Origin of the sequence: Amycolatopsis sp. cmx-4-83, from assembly GCF_046548815.1 — a bacterium.
In the GTDB taxonomy this organism is placed as follows: Bacteria; Actinomycetota; Actinomycetes; order Mycobacteriales; family Pseudonocardiaceae; genus Amycolatopsis; species Amycolatopsis pretoriensis_A.
On sequence record NZ_JAEBEF010000023.1, the window covers coordinates 128,670 to 145,673 of the forward strand.

A 17,004-nucleotide genomic window follows, 5' to 3' on the forward strand; every position below is an offset into this window, starting at 1 on the left:
CCGTGCGCATTGCGAGGCCCGGTTCCGGGTGGGAACGTCGGGGGACCGACTGTTTTCCCACCACGGAACCAGGAGTCCGCATGACCACCACCGAGATGCCCGCCGTGCACGAGTGCACCGTCAGCGGTTGTTCCTACAACCACGACGGCTGCCACGCGTTCGCCATCACCGTCGGCGGCGACAACGGGTCCGCCGACTGCGGCACCTTCGTCCCGCTGAACACCAAGGGCGGCCTCGACCGCGTCGTCGCGCAGGTCGGCGCCTGCTCCCGGGTGGACTGCCGGCACAACTCCGCCCTCGAGTGCACCGCGCCCAGCGTCCGCGTCGGCGCCGGCGCCGGCGGGCACACGGCGAACTGCCTGACCTACGAGCGGTAGCGGTCCCGGCCGGAGGGGGCGTCCCCTCCGGCCGGTGCGAACTCCAGCGCCGTCCGGCCGTCCGACACCGGGGTCGTACCACGCAGCGAGAGACCGCTTTCGGCGGCCAGCGCGGTGAGCCGGCCGACCGTCCGTTCGCGACCGCCGAAGCACATCAGCATGAACAGGTCGATCGCCGTGTCCGCGCCCTGGTCGCGCACCGGCTCGACGACCACCACGGTGGCGGCCGGCGCCGCGGCCCGGCGGCAGCTCTCGAGGATGCGGCGGGCGTGGGTGTCGTCCCAGTCGTGCAGGATGTCGGACAGCAGGTAGGCGTCCGCGCCGGCCGGGAGCGGGTCGAAGAAGCTACCCGGCACCGCACCGGCCCGGTCGCCGAGCCCGGCCGCCGCGAACCGCTCCGCCGCGGCCGCCGCCGAGGGAGCCAGGTCCAGCACGTCGCCGCGGACGCCGGGGTGGGCGCGCAGGATCGCTTCGAGCACCGTCCCGTCGCCACCTCCGACGTCGAGGATCCGGGGGAAGCGGCTCCAGTCGAAGCGCTCGGCGATCTGCGGTGCCTGCACCCGGAAGCGCCAGCGCATCTGGGCGTCGAACGAGCGCCGCAGGGCCGGCTGCGCGTCGATGTCCGCCCAGAACTCCCGTCCGTAGCGGTGGACGTAGGCGGGCTCGCCGGTGGTGATCGTCCCCAGCAGGTCCGCGAACGCGAGTTCGGCCCGCCCGCCCGCGGCGCCGATGTCGAGCAGCGGCTTGACGCCCTCCGGCGCGTCCTCCCGCAGCTGCGCGCCGAGTTCGGTGGGCCGGTAACGGCCGGCCGTCACCGCGAAGACGTCGATCGCCACGAGGTGGTCGAGCAGGCACTCCAGGGCCGGTTCGGAGGTGCCGGTTTCCGCGGCGAGCTGCGCCGCTGTCGCGCCCGCGTCGCCCGCGCGTTCGGCCAGGCTGAGCGTCGCGGCCACCCGGATGGCCATCGGGGTGGCCAGACCGGCCATCGCGAGGATGTTCACCGGCTCCAGGTTAGCCAGTCCGTCCGGCCGGGCGGGTCAGTCGGACCAGCCGACGAGGCCCGCCCAGCGGAAGTTCGAGTACCCGCAGCCGATCCAGGTGACGAGGTAGCCCTCGGCCATCTTCTGCTGCGCGAGCTGGGAACCGGCCGCTTCGCACTGCGCCTGGGTCGAGCCGGTGACGGTCTGCTGGTAGTACCTCGTCGCCGCCTGGGCCGGGGTGGCCAGGAGGGCGGCGGTGACGCCGATGACGGCCAAGCCCGTGGTCAGAGTCTTCACCATGCGGACATCGAAACACCGCGGGCGGCGGTTCGTGGTGGGCAATTTTGCCGGGCGTGGCATCATGACGTGCCCGATCGGCGAGCCGAACGGAAGGCTGGGCAAGTGGACGCTTTACCGAACGGCGGAACGCGGAGTGACCCGTCGATCCGGGACATGCTGGCGGTGAACCTGCGCGCGGCCCGGGTTTCGCGCGAGCTTTCGCTGTCCGAGCTGTCCCGGCGCTCGGGGATCGGCAAGGCGACGCTCTCGCAGCTCGAAGCCGGCACCGGCAACCCGACCATCGAGACGGTCTTCAGCCTGTCCCGCGCCCTCGAAGTGGCGATCTCCGACCTGCTCGACCACCGGCCGCGCGGCGGGCTGACCGTCGTGCGGGCGGCCGACGTCGAGGTGCTCAGCGGCGAAGGCGTCGACCTGCGGCCGCTGCGCCGGATCGAGGCCGACAGCAGCGTCTTCGAGGTGTACGACCAGGTCGTGCGGGGGGACGCGCCGCAGCGCTCGCAGGGGCACGTCGGCGTCGAGCACACCGTCGTGCAGACCGGCGGACTGCGGGTCGAGGTGGCCGGCCGGGTCGTCGACCTCGGGCCGGGCGACTACGTGGCGTTCGACGCGCGCGAGCCGCACAGCTACACCGCGCTGGCGGCCCCGGTGCACTCGGTGCTGCTGCTGCAGTACCGCGCGGACGAACGGCTCGACGGCCGCCCGCACCCCGTGCTGCGGGATTGACACCCCTCCGATCGCGGATCTACCCTCCGATCGTTCGCTTTACCGAACGCTGGAGGGTCGATGGACCGAACGCGGGTGGTGGTGATCGGCGCCGGGATCGTCGGTGCGGCGTGCGCCCGGGAACTCCGCCTGGCCGGCTTCGACGTCCTCGTCGTCGACCGCGGCCGGCCCGCGGGCGGGACCACCTCCCACGGTGAAGGCAACCTCCTCGTCTCCGACAAGGGACCGGGCGCGGAGCTGGTGCTCGCCCAGCTGTCGAACCGGCTGTGGCCGCGGCTGGTCGAAGAAATCGCCGCCGAAGACCCGCGTGCGGCGGCCGCGGCGGAGTTCGACGCCAAGGGCGGCATCGTCGTCGCCACCACCGAAGCCGGCGCCCGCGCGCTGACCGCGTTCGCCGAAACGCAGACCGCCGCCGGGGTGCGCACCGAGCGGCTCTCCGCGGCCGAGGTCGCGGCGGCGGAACCCGCGCTGACCCGCGAAGTGGCCGCGGCCGTCCGCTACCCGGAGGACGCGCAGGTGCAGCCGGCCGGCGCGGCGCTGGCCCTGCTGGGCTCGGCACTCGCCCACGGCGCCCGGCTGCGCGTCGACACCGAAGTGACCGGCGCCCGCGTCGAAGGCGGCCGGCTCACCGGGGTCCGCGTCCCCGGCGAAGTCCTCGACGCCGACGTCGTCGTGAACGCGGCGGGCCCGTGGGCCGGGGAGGTCTCGGCGCGGCTCGGCGCGCCCATCGCCGTCCGGCCGCGCCGCGGCGAGGTGCTGGTGACCACCCCGATGCCCGGCGTGGTGCGGCACAAGGTCTACGACGCCGACTACGTCGGGGCGGTCGGCACCGGCAGCGGCGACCTCCAGACGTCCGCGGTCGTCGAGTCGACGCGGGGCGGCACCGTGCTGATCGGCTCGTCCCGCCGCCGGGTCGGGTTCGACGACGCGATCCGGCCGGACGTCCTGGGCGCCGTCGCGGCCAAGGCCGTCCGGCTGTTCCCGGCGCTCGCCGACGCCGCGGTGATGCGGGCCTACGGCGGGTTCCGGCCCTATGTGGACGATCACCTCCCGGTGCTCGGCGAGGACCCTCGGCTGGGAAACCTCTGGCACACAACGGGACACGAGGGCGCGGGCATCGGCCTCAGCGCCGGCACCGCGCGGCTGCTGCGGGAGCTGCTGACCGGGGCGGAGCCGTCGATGCCGGTCGGGGAGTTCACCGTGGACCGGCCGGCGGTGGTCGCGTGAGCATCGAAATCACCGTCGACGGCGAACCCGTGCCGGGCGTCGAAGGCCAGACCGTCGCGGGCGTTCTGCTGGCGGCCGGGCGGAAGTCGTGGCGCACCACGCGTTCCGGCGCGCCGCGCGGGGTGTTCTGCGGGATCGGTGCCTGCTTCGACTGCCTGCTGACCGTGAACGGCGTCCCCGACGTCCGCGCCTGCCGCCGCCGCGCCGCCGACGGCGACGAGATCCGCACCCAGTCCCGGGCGGACGCGTGACGCGGGTGGTCGTCGTCGGCGCCGGGCCCGCCGGGCTCGCGGCCGCCGCACACGCGGTGCGCGCCGGGGCCGACGTCACGATCCTGGACCAGTCCGACGCGCCGGGCGGGCAGTACCACCGGCAGCCGCCGGGGGCACCGCACGGTTTCGAGGCGGTGCTGAGCCGGTGCACGTGGTGGCCGGAAAGCACGGTGTGGGCGGTCGACGGCAAGCGCGTCCACGTCCTGCGCGGCCCGGCGGACGGCACCGGACGGCAGCGCCACGTCCTCGAGCCCGACGCGCTGGTCCTCGCCACCGGAGCGCACGACCGCACGCTGCCCTTCCCCGGCTGGCAGCTGCCCGGCGTCTTCACCGCGGGCGCCGCGCAGGCACTGGCGAAGGGGGACCGGGTGGCCGTCGGCAAGCGGGTGCTGGTCGCCGGGGCCGGGCCGTTCCTGCTGCCGGTCGCCGAGTCCCTCCTGGCCGTCGGGGCGGGCGTTCTCGCTGTCCTGGAAGCGAACCCGGCCTCGACCGTCCGGAAAGGATGGTCGTGGCGGGACGCGCGCAAGGCGGGGGAGCTGGCCCGGTACGCGGCCGCGCTGGCCCGGCACCGGGTGCCTTACCACCTGGGCCGCACGGTCGTCGAAGCCCGCGGGGACGACCACGTCCGCGAAGCCGTGACCGCCCGCCTGCGCGCGGACTGGTCGGTCGTCCCCGGCACCGAACGGACCTACGAGGTCGACGCGGTCTGCGTCGGGCACGGGTTCGCGCCGCAGCCGGAACTGGCCGTCGCGGCCGGGTGCGCGCTCGACGGCGGGTTCGTCCGCGTCGGCGACGACCAGCGCACCAGCGTCGCGGGGGTGTTCGCCGCGGGCGAGCTCACCGGCATCGGCGGTGCGGTGGCCGCGGCGGCCGAAGGCGCGGTCGCCGGGTGCGCCGCCGCCGGGGGCGTGCCGGACCGCGCGCTGCTGCGCGAGCGGGACCGCACGCGGGCGTTCGCCGCCCGCCTGGCCGCCGCCCACCCGATCGGCGCGGCCTGGCCGGGCTGGCTGCGCGAGGACACCATCGTCTGCCGGTGTGAGGAAACGACCGCCGGCGAACTCACGCGCGCGGCCGGCGACCCGGCCGCACCCGGGCCGCACGCGCTCAAGCTCGGCACCCGCGCCGGCCTCGGCCCCTGCCAGGGCCGGATGTGCGGCGCCGCCGTCAGCGCGCTCTGCGGCACCGCCGAGCGCCACCACCGTCCGATCGCCCAGCCGATCCGCCTGGGCGAGCTCGCCGACGCGAAGGAGATCGAGGCATGAGTGAGCCTGCGAACGAATCATCCAACACTGCGCTTGGGGTTCTGGCCACGCCGAGCGTCAGCGAGGCGCGCGCATGAACACCCGTGACCTCGGGGGCGTGGTCGTCGCCGCCGCCCTGCCCTACCGGGAGGACGACCGCGCGCCCGCCGGGCTGGCCGTCGACTACGACGCCTACGCCGAGCACTGCCGGTGGCTGGTGGAAAACGGCTGCCGCGGGGTCGGCCCGAACGGGTCGCTCGGCGAGTACTCCTCGCTCACCGACGAGGAACGCCGCCGCGTCGCGCGCACCGCGATCGAGGCCGTCGGGGATGACGGGATCGTCGTCGCCGGGGTGCACGGTCCCGGCGCGCACCAGGCCCGGTACTGGGCCGAGGCGGCGGCCGAGGACGGCGCGCACGGCGTGCTGTGCCTGCCGCCGACGCTCTACCGCGCCAACCGCGGCGAGGTGCTCGCCCACTTCGAAGCCGTCGCTTCGGCGGGGCTGCCGGTGATGGTCTACAACAACCCCTTCGACACCAAGGTCGACCTCACGCCGGACCTGCTGGCCGAGATCGCGCAGATCGACAACGTGGTGGCGGTCAAGGAGTTCTCCGGCGACGTCCGGCGCGTGCTCGAGATCCGGGAACGCGCGCCCGGGCTGGCCGTCATCAGCGGTGCCGACGACGTCGTCCTGGAAAGCCTGCTGATGGGCGCCACCGGCTGGTTCGCCGGGTTCCCCAACGTCTTCCCGGCCGAGTCGGCGCGCCTGTTCGAACTCGCCACGGCGGGCAAGCTCGACGAGGCCAGGGCGCTGTACGAGCCGCTGGTGGCCGCGTTCCGCTGGGACTCGCGCACCGAGTTCGTGCAGGCGATCAAGCTCGGGATGGACATGGTGGGGCGGCGCGGCGGCCAGTGCCGCCCGCCGCGGGGGCCGCTCTCGGACGTCCACCGCGAGCAGGTCCGCGCGGACATGGGCCGCGCGCTGGCCGCGCTGGGGGTGGCGTGATGCGGTCCTCGCGCGCGATCACGGCGGTCGATTCGCACACCGAAGGCATGCCGACGCGGGTGGTGACCGGCGGCGTCGCCCCGATCCCGGGCGCCACGATGGCCGAGCGCCGCCGGTACTTCATGGCCGAGCTGGACCACATCCGGCAGTTCCTGGTGCACGAGCCGCGCGGGCACTCCGCGATGAGCGGCGCGATCCTGCAGCCGCCTTGCCGCGCCGACGCCGACTGGGGCGTGGTCTACATCGAGGTGTCCGGCTGCCTGCCGATGTGCGGCCACGGCACGATCGGCGTCGCGACGGTGCTGGTGGAGACCGGCATGGTCGAGGTGACCGAGCCGGTGACCGTGGTGCGCCTGGACACCCCGGCGGGGCTGGTGCACGCCGAGGTCACCGTCCGCGACGGGCGCGCCGAACGGGTCAAGCTGCGCAACGTCGCGTCGTTCCTCGCCGAGCGCGACGCCGTGGTTTCCGTGCCGGGCCTCGGTGACGTCCGCTACGACCTCGCGTACGGCGGGAACTTCTACGCCATCCTCGAACTGTCCCAAGTGGACATCGCGTTCGACCGGGCCGAAAAGGACCGGATCCTGGGCGCGGGCCTGGAGATCATGGCCGCGATCAACGAGCAGCGGCCCCCGAAGCACCCCGAGGACCCGCTGATCGGTGGCTGCAAGCACGTCCAGTTCCTCGCGCCGGGCTCGGACGCGCGGGCTTCGCGCAACGCGATGGCCATCCACCCGGGCTGGTTCGACCGCTCGCCGTGCGGCACCGGCACGTCCGCCCGGATGGCGCAGCTGCACGCCCGGGGCGAGCTCCCGCTGCACACGCCGTTCGAGAACAGCTCGTTCATCGGCACGACGTTCACCGGCGAACTGGTGGCGGAGACCGAGGTGGGCGGGGTGCCGGCGGTGATCCCGGAGTTCTCGGGCCGGGCGTGGATCACCGGCACCGCCACCTACCTGCTGGACCCGACGGATCCCTTCCCGGCAGGCTTCGTGCTCTAAGCGGCGAGCTGGTCGTCGTCCCGGGCGGCCCGGCGAGCGCCGCGCAGCACGCGCAACGCCAGCCGGGGCCGCATCAGGGCCTGCGGCGGGTCGATCAGCCCGGCCACGCGCATGAAGGCGTTCGTCACCTCGGCGTCGAGCGTGGCCGCGGACTGGACACGGGACACGTAGGCGTTGCCGATGTTCGTCTTCACCGTGCGGCGGCCGGTCACGCCCGGGAAGGCGAGGTCGCCGCCCGCGGCGATCTCCCACGGGGCGTCGACCACGCGGGCCGCGTCGGCGAAGAACTCCGCCGGCCGGGGTGCGTGGCCGCGGCCGAGGTGCCGGCGCAACGTCTGGGCCTGCAGCGTCGCCACCGTCATGCCCTGGCCGTACACCGGGTTGAACACGCAGAACGCGTCGCCGACGACGAGGAAGCCGTCCGGGACGCGGGACAGCTGCTCGTAGTGCCGCCGCGTGCTGGCCGGGAAGCGGAAGCACACCGGGTCGGTCAGCGGCTCCGCGTCCGCGATGGCGTCGTGGATGTCCGGCACGGGCAGGGATTTCGCGTACGCCAGGAACTCCCCGGGGTCGGTCGGCGGGTGGTCGCCCAGCAACCCGGTGAGCGACAGCAGGCACTCGCCGCCGCCGAGGGTGTGGAAGAACGCCCCGCGCGGGTGGCCGGGGGTGGCGATCACGTTGATCGACTGCTCTTCGGTGAACGGGTTGGTGCGCAGCCGGTAGCGGCGGCTCGTGTACGCCAGGTCGACCTTGACGCGCTCCTCGGGCACCTCCGGGTAGCCCAGGTCGCGCAGCCACTTGGGCGCCCGCGAGCCGCGACCGGTGGCGTCGACGACGAGAGCGGCGTCGAGGCGCCGCGGCTCGCTGCCTGCGACGCGCTCCTGCACGTGGACGCCGGTGACCCGGCTCCCGTCGGCCGTCGCGGCGAGGCCCGCGATGTCGTGGCCCTCGACGAACGTCACGTTGGGCAACGCGGCGACGCGGGCCCGCACGTGGTGCTCCAGCACCGGCCGCGCGGCGCCGATGATGAGCAGGCCGGTCGGGCCCGGCCGCAGCCGGTGCCCGTCGACGTACCAGCGCATCCGCGCCGAGACGTCGCCGACCGGGACACCGGCCCCGCGCAGCTCGTCGGTGAGCCCGGGGAACAGCTCCTCCACCGCCTGCTGCCCCCGGGCCAGCAGGCCGTGGGCGTGCCGGCCCTGCGGCACGCTCTGGCGCACCCCGGGCCCGGTGAACCGGTCGCGGTCCACCACCAGCACCTCGCCGTGGACGTCGGCGAGGACGCGGGCCGCGAGCAGCCCCGCGATGCTTCCGCCGAGGACCACGGCGCGCTCTGCGCTTCCGTTGCTCATCCCGGCACCTCCTTAAGGAGCGCGCCTAGGCGGCTCGATCGGTGACACGATTCGAGAAGCGCGACGGCTGTGCGAGCTTCTCCAGCTGGGCGACGACGTCGGTGGGGCTGGGCGCGGTCAGCAGGTCGCCGTAGAGGCGGTCGGCGCCGTGCCGGAAGGATTCGTCGGTGAGGACCCGGGTGACCTGGGCGCGGATCGCCTCGATCGAGGGACGGCTCAGGTCGATCACGTCGCCGGCGCCCGGGCCGGAGACGAACCCGACGGTGGTGGGCGCGACGACGTACCGGGTGGCCGCGATGCCGCCGTCGAGGGCGACCGCGGTGACGTCCTCCTCGAGGAAGTCCACGACGAGCTGCGGCACGCGCGAGGTCGCGGCGGCGATCGTGGTGCCGAACCCGCCGTGGTGGATCAGCGCCGAACAGGTCGGCATCAGCTGGTCGAGGGGGACGTAGTCGACCACCCGCACGTTGTCGGGGATGTGCGAGACCGCGCTCAGCTGCTTCTGGTTGAGCGTCGCGATGACCTCGACGTCCAGGCCGCCCAGCGCTTCGAGCAGCACCTCGACGTACTCCCAGCCGGTGGTCATGTAGTTGCGCATCGACAGCCCGAGCGACAGCGCGACGCGGGGCCGGTCCGGGAGCGGGTAGAGCCAGTCCGGGATGATCTCGGCGTTGGCGTGCGGGATCCAGCGCACCGGGACCATCGTCGTGTCGACCGGCCAGTTGATGGCCGCCGGCATCGGGTTCAGCGTCCACTGCCCGAGCATCGTCTCGCGGTCGACCGGGACGCCGTACTTCTCGGCCATCGGCCGCACGGTCTCGGCCAGCGGGTTCTCGATCGCGGGCGCGCCCGGCCGCCCGGTGATTTCTTCGAACGTGTCGAGGCACCAGCCGACGAAGTCCGGTCCGGTGTACCGGGCGTGCCGGGCCCCCACCGCCCGCGCGGCCACCCCGGCGCCGGCGAAGCACGGGTCCCAGATGACGAGGTCGGGCCGCCAGCCGCGGAAGAACTCGACGAGCCCGTCCATCGCGGGCAGGGAGGTCGCGTCGCCCTGGTAGGGGTTGAAGTCCCACATGGACGGCAGCAGGAACTGGCTGAAGATGTTCCACCGCTCCCGGGCCGCGTCGGGCAGGTCCAGCGCCTCGGTGATCAGCTCGACCTTGGCCCGTTCCTCGGTGTAGGCGTTGCCCGGCCCCATCGGCACGGGCATCGCGTCCTCGTCGCACACGGGGACGAACGGCAGGCCCGAGTTGGTGGCCATGGTGGCGAGCGCCGGGTGCGACACCACGTAGACCTCGTGCCCGGCGGCACGCAGCGCCCAGGCGAGCGGGACCATCGGATACAGGTGGACGGGGTTCGGCCACAAGGCGAACGCGACGCGCATGACGACTCCTTACATCCTATTTGTTCCCAATAGTCGCTACGCCCGATCCGGCGGTCTTCTTCCCGAGTGCGAGACCGTCCTGATCGGACGGTGCCGGGAGCACTGAGCACCCTCGGAGAAGCAATCCGCGGCCCGGTCCGTCATGATCACTGACGAAAGCTGGACAAATGCGACTCTTGCCTCGAACCGGGCTGTGAGGAGGAAGCCGGATGAACGCGAAAGCACCTGAAGGCAAGGTGATCAGCGGGTACGACGCACCCGCACCGAGCTGGGAGCTGGCGGAAAAGGGGCTGGTCCACGGCAACTCCACGTACTGGCTCTCGACCGTGCGCCCGGACGGCCGGCCGCACGTCATGCCGCTGTTCGGCGTCTGGGTCGACGGTTCGATGTACTTCACGTCCAACCCGGGCGCGCGCAAGGCGAAGAACCTCGCGGAGAACCCGCACTGCGTCATCACGGCCACCAGCGACGACCTGGACATCGTCATCGAGGGCAAGGCCGCCAAGGTGACCGACGAGGGCGAGCTCCAGCGGATCGCCGAGGCCTACATCGACAAGTACGGCTGGCCCGTCACCGTCGAGGACGGCGCGTTCACCGCGCCCTTCGGCGCGCCCACCGCGGGACCGCCGCCGTACGAGCTGTACGAAGTCACCGTCAGCACCGTGTTCGGCCTGGGCACCTCGGAGCCCTTCGGGTCCGCGCGCTGGCGTTTCGGGGAGGAGACGGCATGACCGACGAAACCGAGCGCAGCTGGGCCGACATCCACGGCGCCTGGGGCGACGCGCACGCCGAGCTGTACGACCTGGTGTTCACCAGCCGCGGCAAGAACTACGAGAACGAAGCCGACGACATCACCCGGATCATCCGGTCGCGGCGGCCCGCGGCGGAGAGCCTGCTGGACGTCGCCTGCGGGACGGGCGCCCACCTGGGCCGGTTCGGCAAGGCGTTCGACCACACCGAAGGCGTCGAGCTCGCCGAAGCCATGCGCTCGGTCGCGCGGCGCCGGCTGCCCGACGTCGCCGTGCACCCCGGCGACATGCGCACGTTCGACCTGGGCCGCACCTTCGACGCCGTCGTCTGCCTCGGCAACGCGATCGCGTGCGTCGAGACGCTGGCCGACATGCGGCTCGCCGTCGCCCAGCTGGTGAAGCACTTGGAACCCGGTGGCGTGCTCGTGGTCGAGCCCGGCTGGTTCCCCGAGCAGTTCCTCGACGGGTACGTCGGCGGGCACCTGGTGGAGGAGGAGCGGCGGATCGTCTCGCGCGTCACGCACTCCACCCGCCAGGGCGACAGCGCCCGCGTGGAGATCAAGTTCGTCGTCGCCCAGCCGGACGGCATCCGCGAGTGGACCGACATCTTCCTGATGCAGCTGTTCGCCCGCGAGGAGTACGTGAACGCGTTCGAAGACGCCGGCTGCGCGGTCGAGTTCGCCGACATCCCGTGGCGGCTCGGCGAGCGCCCGCACAACGCGCCGGGCCTGTTCATCGCCGTGCGCAAGGATTCCTGAACGCCGCGACGCGGGAAGGCCGGACCTCACCCGAGGTCCGGCCTTCCTGTCAGGCGGCCCGGGCCTGCCCCTCCGTGCACGTCTCCCGGATGATCTCGCAGATGCCCGCGATCTCCGCGGCGCCGACGGCCGTCCCGGTCGGCAGCGAAAGCACCCGGCCGCACAACGCTTCCGTGCGCGGCAGCGGCAGCGGCGTGTGCAGCGCCGGGTGGTCGCGGTACGGCGGGATCTGGTGGCAGCCGGGGTGGAAGTAGCGCCGGGCCAGCACGTTGTGCCGGGCCAGCGCGTCGAGCACGGTGTCGCGATCGGCCCTGCTGACTTCGCCGTCGACTTCGATGACGACGTACTGGTAGTTGGCGCGTTCCCCGGGCGCCGTCTCGTGCAGGCGCACGCCGTCGAGGCCGGCCAGTCCCGTCCGGTAGAGCCGGTGGTTGCGCCGGTTCGCGGAGATGATCGTCTCCATCGCTTCGAGGGAGGTCAGCCCCATCGCGGCGGACGCCTCGGTCATCCGCCCGTTGATGCCGCACACCACCTGGTCGCGCTCGTCGTTCATCCCCAGGTTGCGCATGGCGCGGGCGCGTTCGGCGAGCTCGTCGTCGTCGGTGACGATGGCCCCGCCTTCGAAGCTGTTCAGGTACTTGGTCGCGTGGAAGCTGAACACCTCGGCGACGCCGAACCCGCCGATCGGCGCGCCGCGGTAGGTGCAGCCGACCGCCTGGGCGGCGTCCAGGATGAGCGGGATGCCGTGCCGCTCCGCGAGTTCGGACAGCCGGTCGATGGCGCACGGCCTGCCGAACACGTGCACGCCGACGATCGCCCGCGTCCGAGGCCCGATCAGGCGGGCGACGTGGGCCGGGTCGGCGTTGGCGGTGTCGTCGACGTCGCAGAACACCGGCGTGGCCCCGATCCAGTGCAGCGCGTGGGCCGTCGCGGGCGAGGTGAACGAGGGGACGACGACCTCGTCGCCCGGCTCGACCCCGGCCGCCTTCGCCGCGATCTGGATGCCGACCGTCGCGTTGCCGACCGGGACGCAGTGCCGGGTCGAGGCGAGTTCGGCGACCCTCGCCTCGAATTCCCGTACCAGCGGGCCGTTGTTGGCCAGCCATTGCCGGTCCAGCGCGCCGCCGAGGCGGTCGAGGAACCGGCTCCGGTCGCCGATGTTCGGACGGCCGACGTGCAGCGGGGTGCTGAACCGCGGCGGTGACTCTGTCATCTGCACTCCTTCCCGGCCGGCCGCGTTCACCGGCAGGCCGGCCGTGTTCCGCGTAGTTGCGCACGGAAGGACTTCTTGGTCCCGTTGATGGCGATCTGACCGTTTTGTGCGCGATAATCCTGCCTCACGTCTTCGCGTTCATCGCCGGTCCGGAAGAGGGTGGGCACATTGGAAGAGGTCAGAGGCCGTATCGCGGCCGCCGTCGGCACGAGTGCACGACCGGTGCCGCCGAGCACCGTGGAAGTCAGGGAACTGGCCGTGCCCGGGGCGTTCGAGTTCAGCCCGCGGGTGTTCCCGGACGAGCGGGGCCTGTTCGTGTGCCCGTTCCAGGAAGAGGGATTCGTCAAAGCCGTCGGGCACCCGCTGAAGGTGGCGCAGCTGAATCACAGCCGGTCCCGGCGCGGCACGATCCGGGGTCTGCACTACGCCGACGTGCCGCCCGGCCAGGCGAAGTACGTCTACTGCTCGCGAGGGGCTCTGCTGGACGTGGTGGCCGACATCCGCGTGGGTTCCCCGACCTTCGGCGTGGTGGACGCGGTGCGCCTGGACCCGCACGAATTCCGCGCGGTCTACGTGCCGGAGGGCCTCGGCCACGCGATCATGGCCCTCGAGGACGACACGGTGCTGTCCTACCTGTGCACGACCGAGTACGACGCGGGCCGCGAGCACGGCCTCGACCCGCTGGACCCGGACCTGGGCCTGCCGTGGCCGGCCGGCGTCGAGCCGCTGCTGTCGGACAAGGACCGCGCGGCACCCCGGCTGGCCCGGGCGCGGGAAGAGGGGCTGCTGCCGCGGTACGAGGAATGCCTGACGCACTACCGGCGGCTGCGCGAAAATCCGGCGCACGCCTATTCGACATCGGCGCACTGAATTGCGAACATAGTGTCGAAACCGCGTCCGCGCCGCAAAGAAGCCCCAACTGCGCATTTTCGAGGATGCCCGCACCGGCGAACCGGTCGAGGGTTGACGGTATATGCCGGACGCATGAAGGGCTTCTCATGACAACGAACAGCTCGACCCACTCCGGTGAGCGGGCGGGCAGGCGGGAGTGGGTCGGCCTGGCCGTCCTCACCCTTCCGACCCTGCTGCTGGCGCTGGACATGAGCGTGTTGCTCCTGGCGATTCCGCACGTGACCGCGGATTTGCACCCCAGTAGTTCGCAAATGCTGTGGATCATCGACATCTACGGGTTCACCATCGCCGGTCTCCTGGTCACGAGCGGGAACCTCGGCGACCGCATCGGGCACCGGAAACTGCTGATGATCGGCGCGACGCTGTTCAGCGCGGCGTCGGCCGTGGCCGCGTTTTCGACCAGCGCGACGATGCTCATCATCGCCCGGGCCGCGCTCGGGATCGCCGGGTCCACTTTGGTCCCGACCGAGATGGCCCTGATCAGCAACATGTTCCGCGACGCGAAGCAGCGCGGCATGGCGCTCAGCATCTGGACGAGTTGCTTCATGGTCGGCTTGGCGATCGGCCCGCTGGTCGGCGGCGTGATGCTGTCGGCGTTCTGGTGGGGCTCGGTGTTCCTGCTCGGCCTGCCGGTGATGGTGCTGCTCCTCGTCGCCGCACCGATCCTGCTGCCGCGGTCCGAGCCCGCGACGACGGGCGGCAGGCTGGACCTGATCAGCGCCGGGTTGTCGCTGGCCGCGGTCCTGCCGGTGATCTACGGCTTGAAGGAACTGGCCCGCGGCGAGGCGGTGCTCGTGCCGACCATCGTCCTCGTGGTGGGGCTGCTTTTCGGCACGGCGTTCGTCCGGCGGCAGCGCCGGCTCGCCGACCCGCTGCTGGACATCCGCCTGCTCGGCCGGCCCGCCTTCAGCGGCGCGCTCGGCATCCTGCTGCTCGGCGGCTCCACGATCAGCGGCATCCTGTTGCTGTTCAACCAGTACCTGCAGCTCGTGCTCGGCTTGTCGCCGCTGAACTCCGGCCTCTGGCTGATCCCGTACACCGTCGCGATGATGGTCGGGTACATGGTGGCGCCGCCGCTCGCGCAGCGGTTCCGCCCGGCGTTCGTCATCGCGGTGGGGATGGCGATCTCCGCCGCCGGGTTCCTGCTGCTGACGCAGGTTCCGGTGACGAACGGGCTGCCGGTCACGGTGATCGGCACGGTCCTCGCCACCGGCGGGCTCTCCCCGATGGTGGTGCTGGGCATCAACCTGGTGATCGGCTCGGCCCCGCCGGAGAAGGCGGGCGCGGCCGGCGCGATCTCGCAGACCAGCAACGAACTCGGCATCGCGCTCGGGATCGCGCTGTTCGGCAGCATCGCCACCGCCGCCTACCGCGGGCAGATCGAGGTCCCGGCCGGGGTGCCGTCGGACGTCGCCACCGCCGCCAACGGTGGCATCGCCGAGGGCACGGCCGCCGCGCAGAGCCTGTCCGGCCAGGTCGGCACCACGCTGCTCACCTCGGTCCGGGAGGCGTTCACCAGCGGGTTCGCCGTGGCGGCGCTGGTCTGCGCGATTCTCATCGCGCTGCTGGCGACGCTCGCGCTGGTCCTGTTCCGCAACGTCCGCATGGACGGCGAGGAGGCCGCGCCGGCCGACGCCGACATCACGCCGCAGCCGGTGGAGGCCGAAGAGGCCGCCTAGACCGCGATCGCCGGGGGCACACCCCTGCCCCCGGCGATCCCGGCCGGCTAGAGGTCGACGGTGGCGAAGGTGTTCATGCCGTAGTTCTTCGCGTAGCCGTTCTCGACCCCGACCAGGATTTCGGTGATCTCGAAGTACCGGTCCCAGAACGGGGTTTCGCGCAGGGCCTCGATCACCAGCTGGTACGACTGGTGGTCGGCGGCCTCCCACACCCAGACGTCGGTGACGCGCGCGGAGTAGAACTCGGTGTCGAAGAACCGCGAGCGCACCCCCGCCGCTTTTTCCTTGACGACCGGCAGGATCTCGGTCTCGAACGCGTGCACCCGCTGCTCCACCGAGAGACCCAGCCACTCGGGCGTCGTCTTGACGAGCATGAACGCGGTGACTTCCGCTTCGAAGGTCATGACTTCCCCTTTCAGAGGTAGGCGCCGGCTTGGATGTCCTCGACCAGGCCCGGTCCGGACGGCGTCCAGCCGAGGAGCTCCCGCGTGCGGGTGCTCGACGCCGTCATGTCCAGCGCGAAGAACCGGCCGACGAAGCCGAAGTGCCCGGCGACGAGCTCCGGCGCCAGCGAGACCACCGGGACGTCGAGCGTGCGGCCGACCGCCTCCGCGATTTCGCGGGCTGTGACGGCTTCCTCCGCGACGGCGTGCAGCCGGGACCCGGCCGGGGCGCTTTCGATGCCGAGGCGGACGAGCTCGGCTGCGGCGGGCCGGGCGACCGCGGACCACGCCCTGGTGCCGTCGCCGGGGTAGGCCGACACGCCGTGCTTGCGCGCGGCCGCCGTGATCGCGGCCAGGAAGCCGTGGTCGCCGGGGCCGTGCACCGAAGGGGCGAAGCGGACGCTCAGCACCCGGACCCCCTTCTCGGCGTACTCGAGGGCGAGGTTCTCGGCGCCGCCGCGGTGCGAGTCCGGGCCGACCTCGGGGGAGACGTCGGCCTCCGTCGCGGGCCGGCCGCGGACCAGGCCCGAGAGCCCGGCCGCGAGGGCGAACGGCCGGTCGGAGCCCACGAGCGCTTCGGCGAGCGTCTCGACCGCGGCCCGCTCGGCCCGGTTGCTCTCCGCCGGGTTGCCCCAGTCGTGCTTGTTGGCGAGGTGGACGACGGCCTGGGCATCGAGGGCACCGTCGCGGAGCCCGTCGAGGTCGTCGAGGTCGCCACGCCGGACCCGCGCGCCCTTCTTGCCGAGGGCGAGCGCGGCGGCATCCGAGCGGGCGAGGCCGGTGACCTCGTGCCCGGCGCCGAGAAGCTCGTCGACGACCGCCGAGCCGATCCAGCCGGTCGCGCCGGTGACGAACACGTGCATTCTGCTGCTCCTTCTTCGGAATCTCTTGTCGAGATCGAAGTTAGGAGCCGCGGCGGTGTCCGTGCCACGCAACTTTGGCAAGCAGTGTTTGCGTCAGGTGCAAATTCAGCGCGCGACTTCGACGTCGTCCAGTACTCCCAGTGCGTCCGGCACCAGCACGGCCGCGGAATGATAGGCGGAGACGAGGTATGAGGTGACCGCGCGGTCGCTGGTTCCCATGAGCCGGACGTTGATGCCGGGCTGGTATTCGTCGGGGAGTTCTTGGGGGCGTAGCCCGATGACTCCGGCGTCGTCTTCGCCGGTGCGCATGGCGAGGATCGAGGTGGTTCCGGTGTCGGTGACGGGAATTTTGTCGCAGGGCAGGATCGGCACGCCCCGCCAGGCACAGACCCGTTTTCCGTCCACGACTGTGATGTCGGGATATACCCGGTGTGCGGTGCAGGCGCGTCCGAAGGCGGCGATGGCGCGGGGGTGGGCGAGGAAGAATTTCGTTTTCCGTCGCCGGCAGAGCAGGTCGTCCATGT

18 protein-coding genes and 1 pseudogene are annotated in these 17,004 nt (G+C 72.5%); 11 read left to right on the forward strand and 8 right to left on the reverse strand.

What is annotated here, in order from left to right; all coding sequences use genetic code 11:
• The first annotated feature begins 80 nt into the window (after positions 1-80).
• Positions 81-377 (forward strand): DUF1540 domain-containing protein, encoded by a 297-nt coding sequence (locus ACLJQM_RS47005; protein WP_410636527.1) that lies wholly within the window; start codon positions 81-83, stop codon positions 375-377.
• On the opposite strand, the gene ACLJQM_RS47010 is transcribed toward ACLJQM_RS47005, so the two are convergent.
• Both ACLJQM_RS47010 and ACLJQM_RS47015 read right to left on the reverse strand, forming a co-directional pair.
• The gene (locus ACLJQM_RS47010; protein WP_410636537.1) at positions 365-1,363 is read right to left on the reverse strand and encodes a methyltransferase; all 999 of its coding nucleotides are present in this window, start codon (positions 1,361-1,363) and stop codon (positions 365-367) included. The two genes, ACLJQM_RS47005 and ACLJQM_RS47010, sit on opposite strands and share 13 nt — an antisense overlap.
• Before the next feature lie 51 nt (positions 1,364-1,414).
• Positions 1,415-1,657, reverse strand: a complete 243-nt coding sequence (locus tag ACLJQM_RS47015; protein WP_360781821.1) for a hypothetical protein — start codon at positions 1,655-1,657, stop codon at positions 1,415-1,417.
• 153 nt (positions 1,658-1,810) lie between these two features.
• On the opposite strand from ACLJQM_RS47015, the gene ACLJQM_RS47020 reads away from it, so the two are divergent.
• The 6 genes from ACLJQM_RS47020 (at position 1,811) to ACLJQM_RS47045 (ending at position 7,127) form a co-directional block, all read left to right on the forward strand.
• The gene (locus ACLJQM_RS47020; protein WP_247024402.1) at positions 1,811-2,380 is read left to right on the forward strand and encodes a helix-turn-helix domain-containing protein; all 570 of its coding nucleotides are present in this window, start codon (positions 1,811-1,813) and stop codon (positions 2,378-2,380) included.
• Between the two features lie 60 nt (positions 2,381-2,440).
• The gene (locus tag ACLJQM_RS47025) at positions 2,441-3,607 is read left to right on the forward strand and encodes an NAD(P)/FAD-dependent oxidoreductase (RefSeq protein WP_410636528.1); all 1,167 of its coding nucleotides are present in this window, start codon (positions 2,441-2,443) and stop codon (positions 3,605-3,607) included.
• Positions 3,608-3,609: 2 nt separating this feature from the next.
• The gene (locus tag ACLJQM_RS47030; protein WP_247025173.1) at positions 3,610-3,858 is read left to right on the forward strand and encodes a (2Fe-2S)-binding protein; all 249 of its coding nucleotides are present in this window, start codon (positions 3,610-3,612) and stop codon (positions 3,856-3,858) included.
• On the forward strand, positions 3,855-5,141 hold the full coding sequence (locus tag ACLJQM_RS47035; RefSeq protein ID WP_410636529.1) for an NAD(P)/FAD-dependent oxidoreductase: 1,287 nt from the start codon (positions 3,855-3,857) through the stop codon (positions 5,139-5,141). The genes ACLJQM_RS47030 and ACLJQM_RS47035 overlap by 4 nt, the downstream gene beginning before the upstream one ends.
• A 73-nt stretch (positions 5,142-5,214) precedes the next feature.
• Positions 5,215-6,126, forward strand: coding sequence for a dihydrodipicolinate synthase family protein (locus tag ACLJQM_RS47040; protein WP_410636530.1), 912 nt, complete (start codon positions 5,215-5,217; stop codon positions 6,124-6,126).
• Positions 6,126-7,127, forward strand: a complete 1,002-nt coding sequence (locus tag ACLJQM_RS47045; protein ID WP_410636531.1) for a proline racemase family protein — start codon at positions 6,126-6,128, stop codon at positions 7,125-7,127. The genes ACLJQM_RS47040 and ACLJQM_RS47045 overlap by 1 nt, the downstream gene beginning before the upstream one ends.
• Here the strand turns inward: ACLJQM_RS47045 and ACLJQM_RS47050 are convergent.
• Together ACLJQM_RS47050 and ACLJQM_RS47055 are read right to left on the reverse strand one after the other, a co-directional pair.
• On the reverse strand, positions 7,124-8,479 hold the full coding sequence (locus ACLJQM_RS47050) for an FAD-dependent oxidoreductase (protein ID WP_247024397.1): 1,356 nt from the start codon (positions 8,477-8,479) through the stop codon (positions 7,124-7,126). The genes ACLJQM_RS47045 and ACLJQM_RS47050 overlap by 4 nt on opposite strands.
• Positions 8,480-8,504: 25 nt before the next feature.
• Entirely contained in the window at positions 8,505-9,863 is a 1,359-nt protein-coding gene (locus ACLJQM_RS47055) for a nucleotide disphospho-sugar-binding domain-containing protein (protein WP_360781833.1), read from the reverse strand.
• A 209-nt stretch (positions 9,864-10,072) separates the two neighbouring features.
• Here ACLJQM_RS47055 and ACLJQM_RS47060 point away from each other — a divergent pair, with 209 nt between their 5' ends.
• Positions 10,073-10,594: a pyridoxamine 5'-phosphate oxidase family protein gene (locus ACLJQM_RS47060; protein ID WP_360781835.1), complete on the forward strand. Its 522-nt coding sequence runs from the start codon at positions 10,073-10,075 to the stop codon at positions 10,592-10,594.
• Positions 10,591-11,370 carry a class I SAM-dependent methyltransferase gene (locus tag ACLJQM_RS47065; protein ID WP_360781837.1) on the forward strand — a complete coding sequence of 260 codons (780 nt, stop codon included), beginning with the start codon at positions 10,591-10,593 and terminating at the stop codon, positions 11,368-11,370. The genes ACLJQM_RS47060 and ACLJQM_RS47065 overlap by 4 nt, the downstream gene beginning before the upstream one ends.
• Before the next feature lie 49 nt (positions 11,371-11,419).
• On the opposite strand, the gene ACLJQM_RS47070 is transcribed toward ACLJQM_RS47065, so the two are convergent.
• Positions 11,420-12,583 (reverse strand): aminotransferase class I/II-fold pyridoxal phosphate-dependent enzyme, encoded by a 1,164-nt coding sequence (locus ACLJQM_RS47070; protein ID WP_410636532.1) that lies wholly within the window; start codon positions 12,581-12,583, stop codon positions 11,420-11,422.
• Positions 12,584-12,820: 237 nt separating this feature from the next.
• Between ACLJQM_RS47070 and ACLJQM_RS47075 the strand changes: the two genes are divergently transcribed.
• Together ACLJQM_RS47075 and ACLJQM_RS47080 are read left to right on the forward strand one after the other, a co-directional pair.
• Positions 12,821-13,453 carry a dTDP-4-dehydrorhamnose 3,5-epimerase family protein gene (locus tag ACLJQM_RS47075; RefSeq protein ID WP_410636533.1) on the forward strand — a complete coding sequence of 211 codons (633 nt, stop codon included), beginning with the start codon at positions 12,821-12,823 and terminating at the stop codon, positions 13,451-13,453.
• A gap of 128 nt (positions 13,454-13,581) precedes the next feature.
• Positions 13,582-15,174, forward strand: coding sequence for an MFS transporter (locus ACLJQM_RS47080; RefSeq protein WP_247024392.1), 1,593 nt, complete (start codon positions 13,582-13,584; stop codon positions 15,172-15,174).
• A gap of 47 nt (positions 15,175-15,221) precedes the next feature.
• On the opposite strand, the gene ACLJQM_RS47085 is transcribed toward ACLJQM_RS47080, so the two are convergent.
• From ACLJQM_RS47085 to ACLJQM_RS47095, 3 genes and pseudogenes are all read right to left on the reverse strand, one after another.
• Positions 15,222-15,578, reverse strand: a complete 357-nt coding sequence (locus tag ACLJQM_RS47085) for a darcynin family protein (RefSeq protein WP_360781842.1) — start codon at positions 15,576-15,578, stop codon at positions 15,222-15,224.
• 11 nt (positions 15,579-15,589) lie between these two features.
• The gene (locus ACLJQM_RS47090) at positions 15,590-16,480 is read right to left on the reverse strand and encodes an SDR family oxidoreductase (protein WP_410636534.1); all 891 of its coding nucleotides are present in this window, start codon (positions 16,478-16,480) and stop codon (positions 15,590-15,592) included.
• A gap of 105 nt (positions 16,481-16,585) precedes the next feature.
• Positions 16,586-17,004, reverse strand: a pseudogene (locus tag ACLJQM_RS47095) (Crp/Fnr family transcriptional regulator); the annotation flags it as partial.

Excerpts from the sequence above, each read along its gene's own strand:
- ACLJQM_RS47055 (WP_360781833.1), bottom strand. The coding sequence starts at position 9,863 with ATGCGCGTCGCGTTCGCCTTGTGGCCGAACCCCGTCCACCTGTATCCG.
- ACLJQM_RS47085 (WP_360781842.1), bottom strand. The coding sequence starts at position 15,578 with ATGACCTTCGAAGCGGAAGTCACCGCGTTCATGCTCGTCAAGACGACG.
- ACLJQM_RS47040 (WP_410636530.1), top strand. The coding sequence starts at position 5,215 with ATGAACACCCGTGACCTCGGGGGCGTGGTCGTCGCCGCCGCCCTGCCC.
- ACLJQM_RS47045 (WP_410636531.1), top strand. The coding sequence starts at position 6,126 with ATGCGGTCCTCGCGCGCGATCACGGCGGTCGATTCGCACACCGAAGGC.
- ACLJQM_RS47050 (WP_247024397.1), bottom strand. The coding sequence starts at position 8,479 with ATGAGCAACGGAAGCGCAGAGCGCGCCGTGGTCCTCGGCGGAAGCATC.
- ACLJQM_RS47080 (WP_247024392.1), top strand. The coding sequence starts at position 13,582 with ATGACAACGAACAGCTCGACCCACTCCGGTGAGCGGGCGGGCAGGCGG.
- ACLJQM_RS47020 (WP_247024402.1), top strand. The coding sequence starts at position 1,811 with ATGCTGGCGGTGAACCTGCGCGCGGCCCGGGTTTCGCGCGAGCTTTCG.
- ACLJQM_RS47025 (WP_410636528.1), top strand. The coding sequence starts at position 2,441 with ATGGACCGAACGCGGGTGGTGGTGATCGGCGCCGGGATCGTCGGTGCG.
- ACLJQM_RS47005 (WP_410636527.1), top strand. The coding sequence starts at position 81 with ATGACCACCACCGAGATGCCCGCCGTGCACGAGTGCACCGTCAGCGGT.
- ACLJQM_RS47010 (WP_410636537.1), bottom strand. The coding sequence starts at position 1,363 with ATGGCCGGTCTGGCCACCCCGATGGCCATCCGGGTGGCCGCGACGCTC.
- ACLJQM_RS47015 (WP_360781821.1), bottom strand. The coding sequence starts at position 1,657 with ATGGTGAAGACTCTGACCACGGGCTTGGCCGTCATCGGCGTCACCGCC.
- ACLJQM_RS47070 (WP_410636532.1), bottom strand. The coding sequence starts at position 12,583 with ATGACAGAGTCACCGCCGCGGTTCAGCACCCCGCTGCACGTCGGCCGT.
- ACLJQM_RS47090 (WP_410636534.1), bottom strand. The coding sequence starts at position 16,480 with ATGCACGTGTTCGTCACCGGCGCGACCGGCTGGATCGGCTCGGCGGTC.
- ACLJQM_RS47060 (WP_360781835.1), top strand. The coding sequence starts at position 10,073 with ATGAACGCGAAAGCACCTGAAGGCAAGGTGATCAGCGGGTACGACGCA.
- ACLJQM_RS47065 (WP_360781837.1), top strand. The coding sequence starts at position 10,591 with ATGACCGACGAAACCGAGCGCAGCTGGGCCGACATCCACGGCGCCTGG.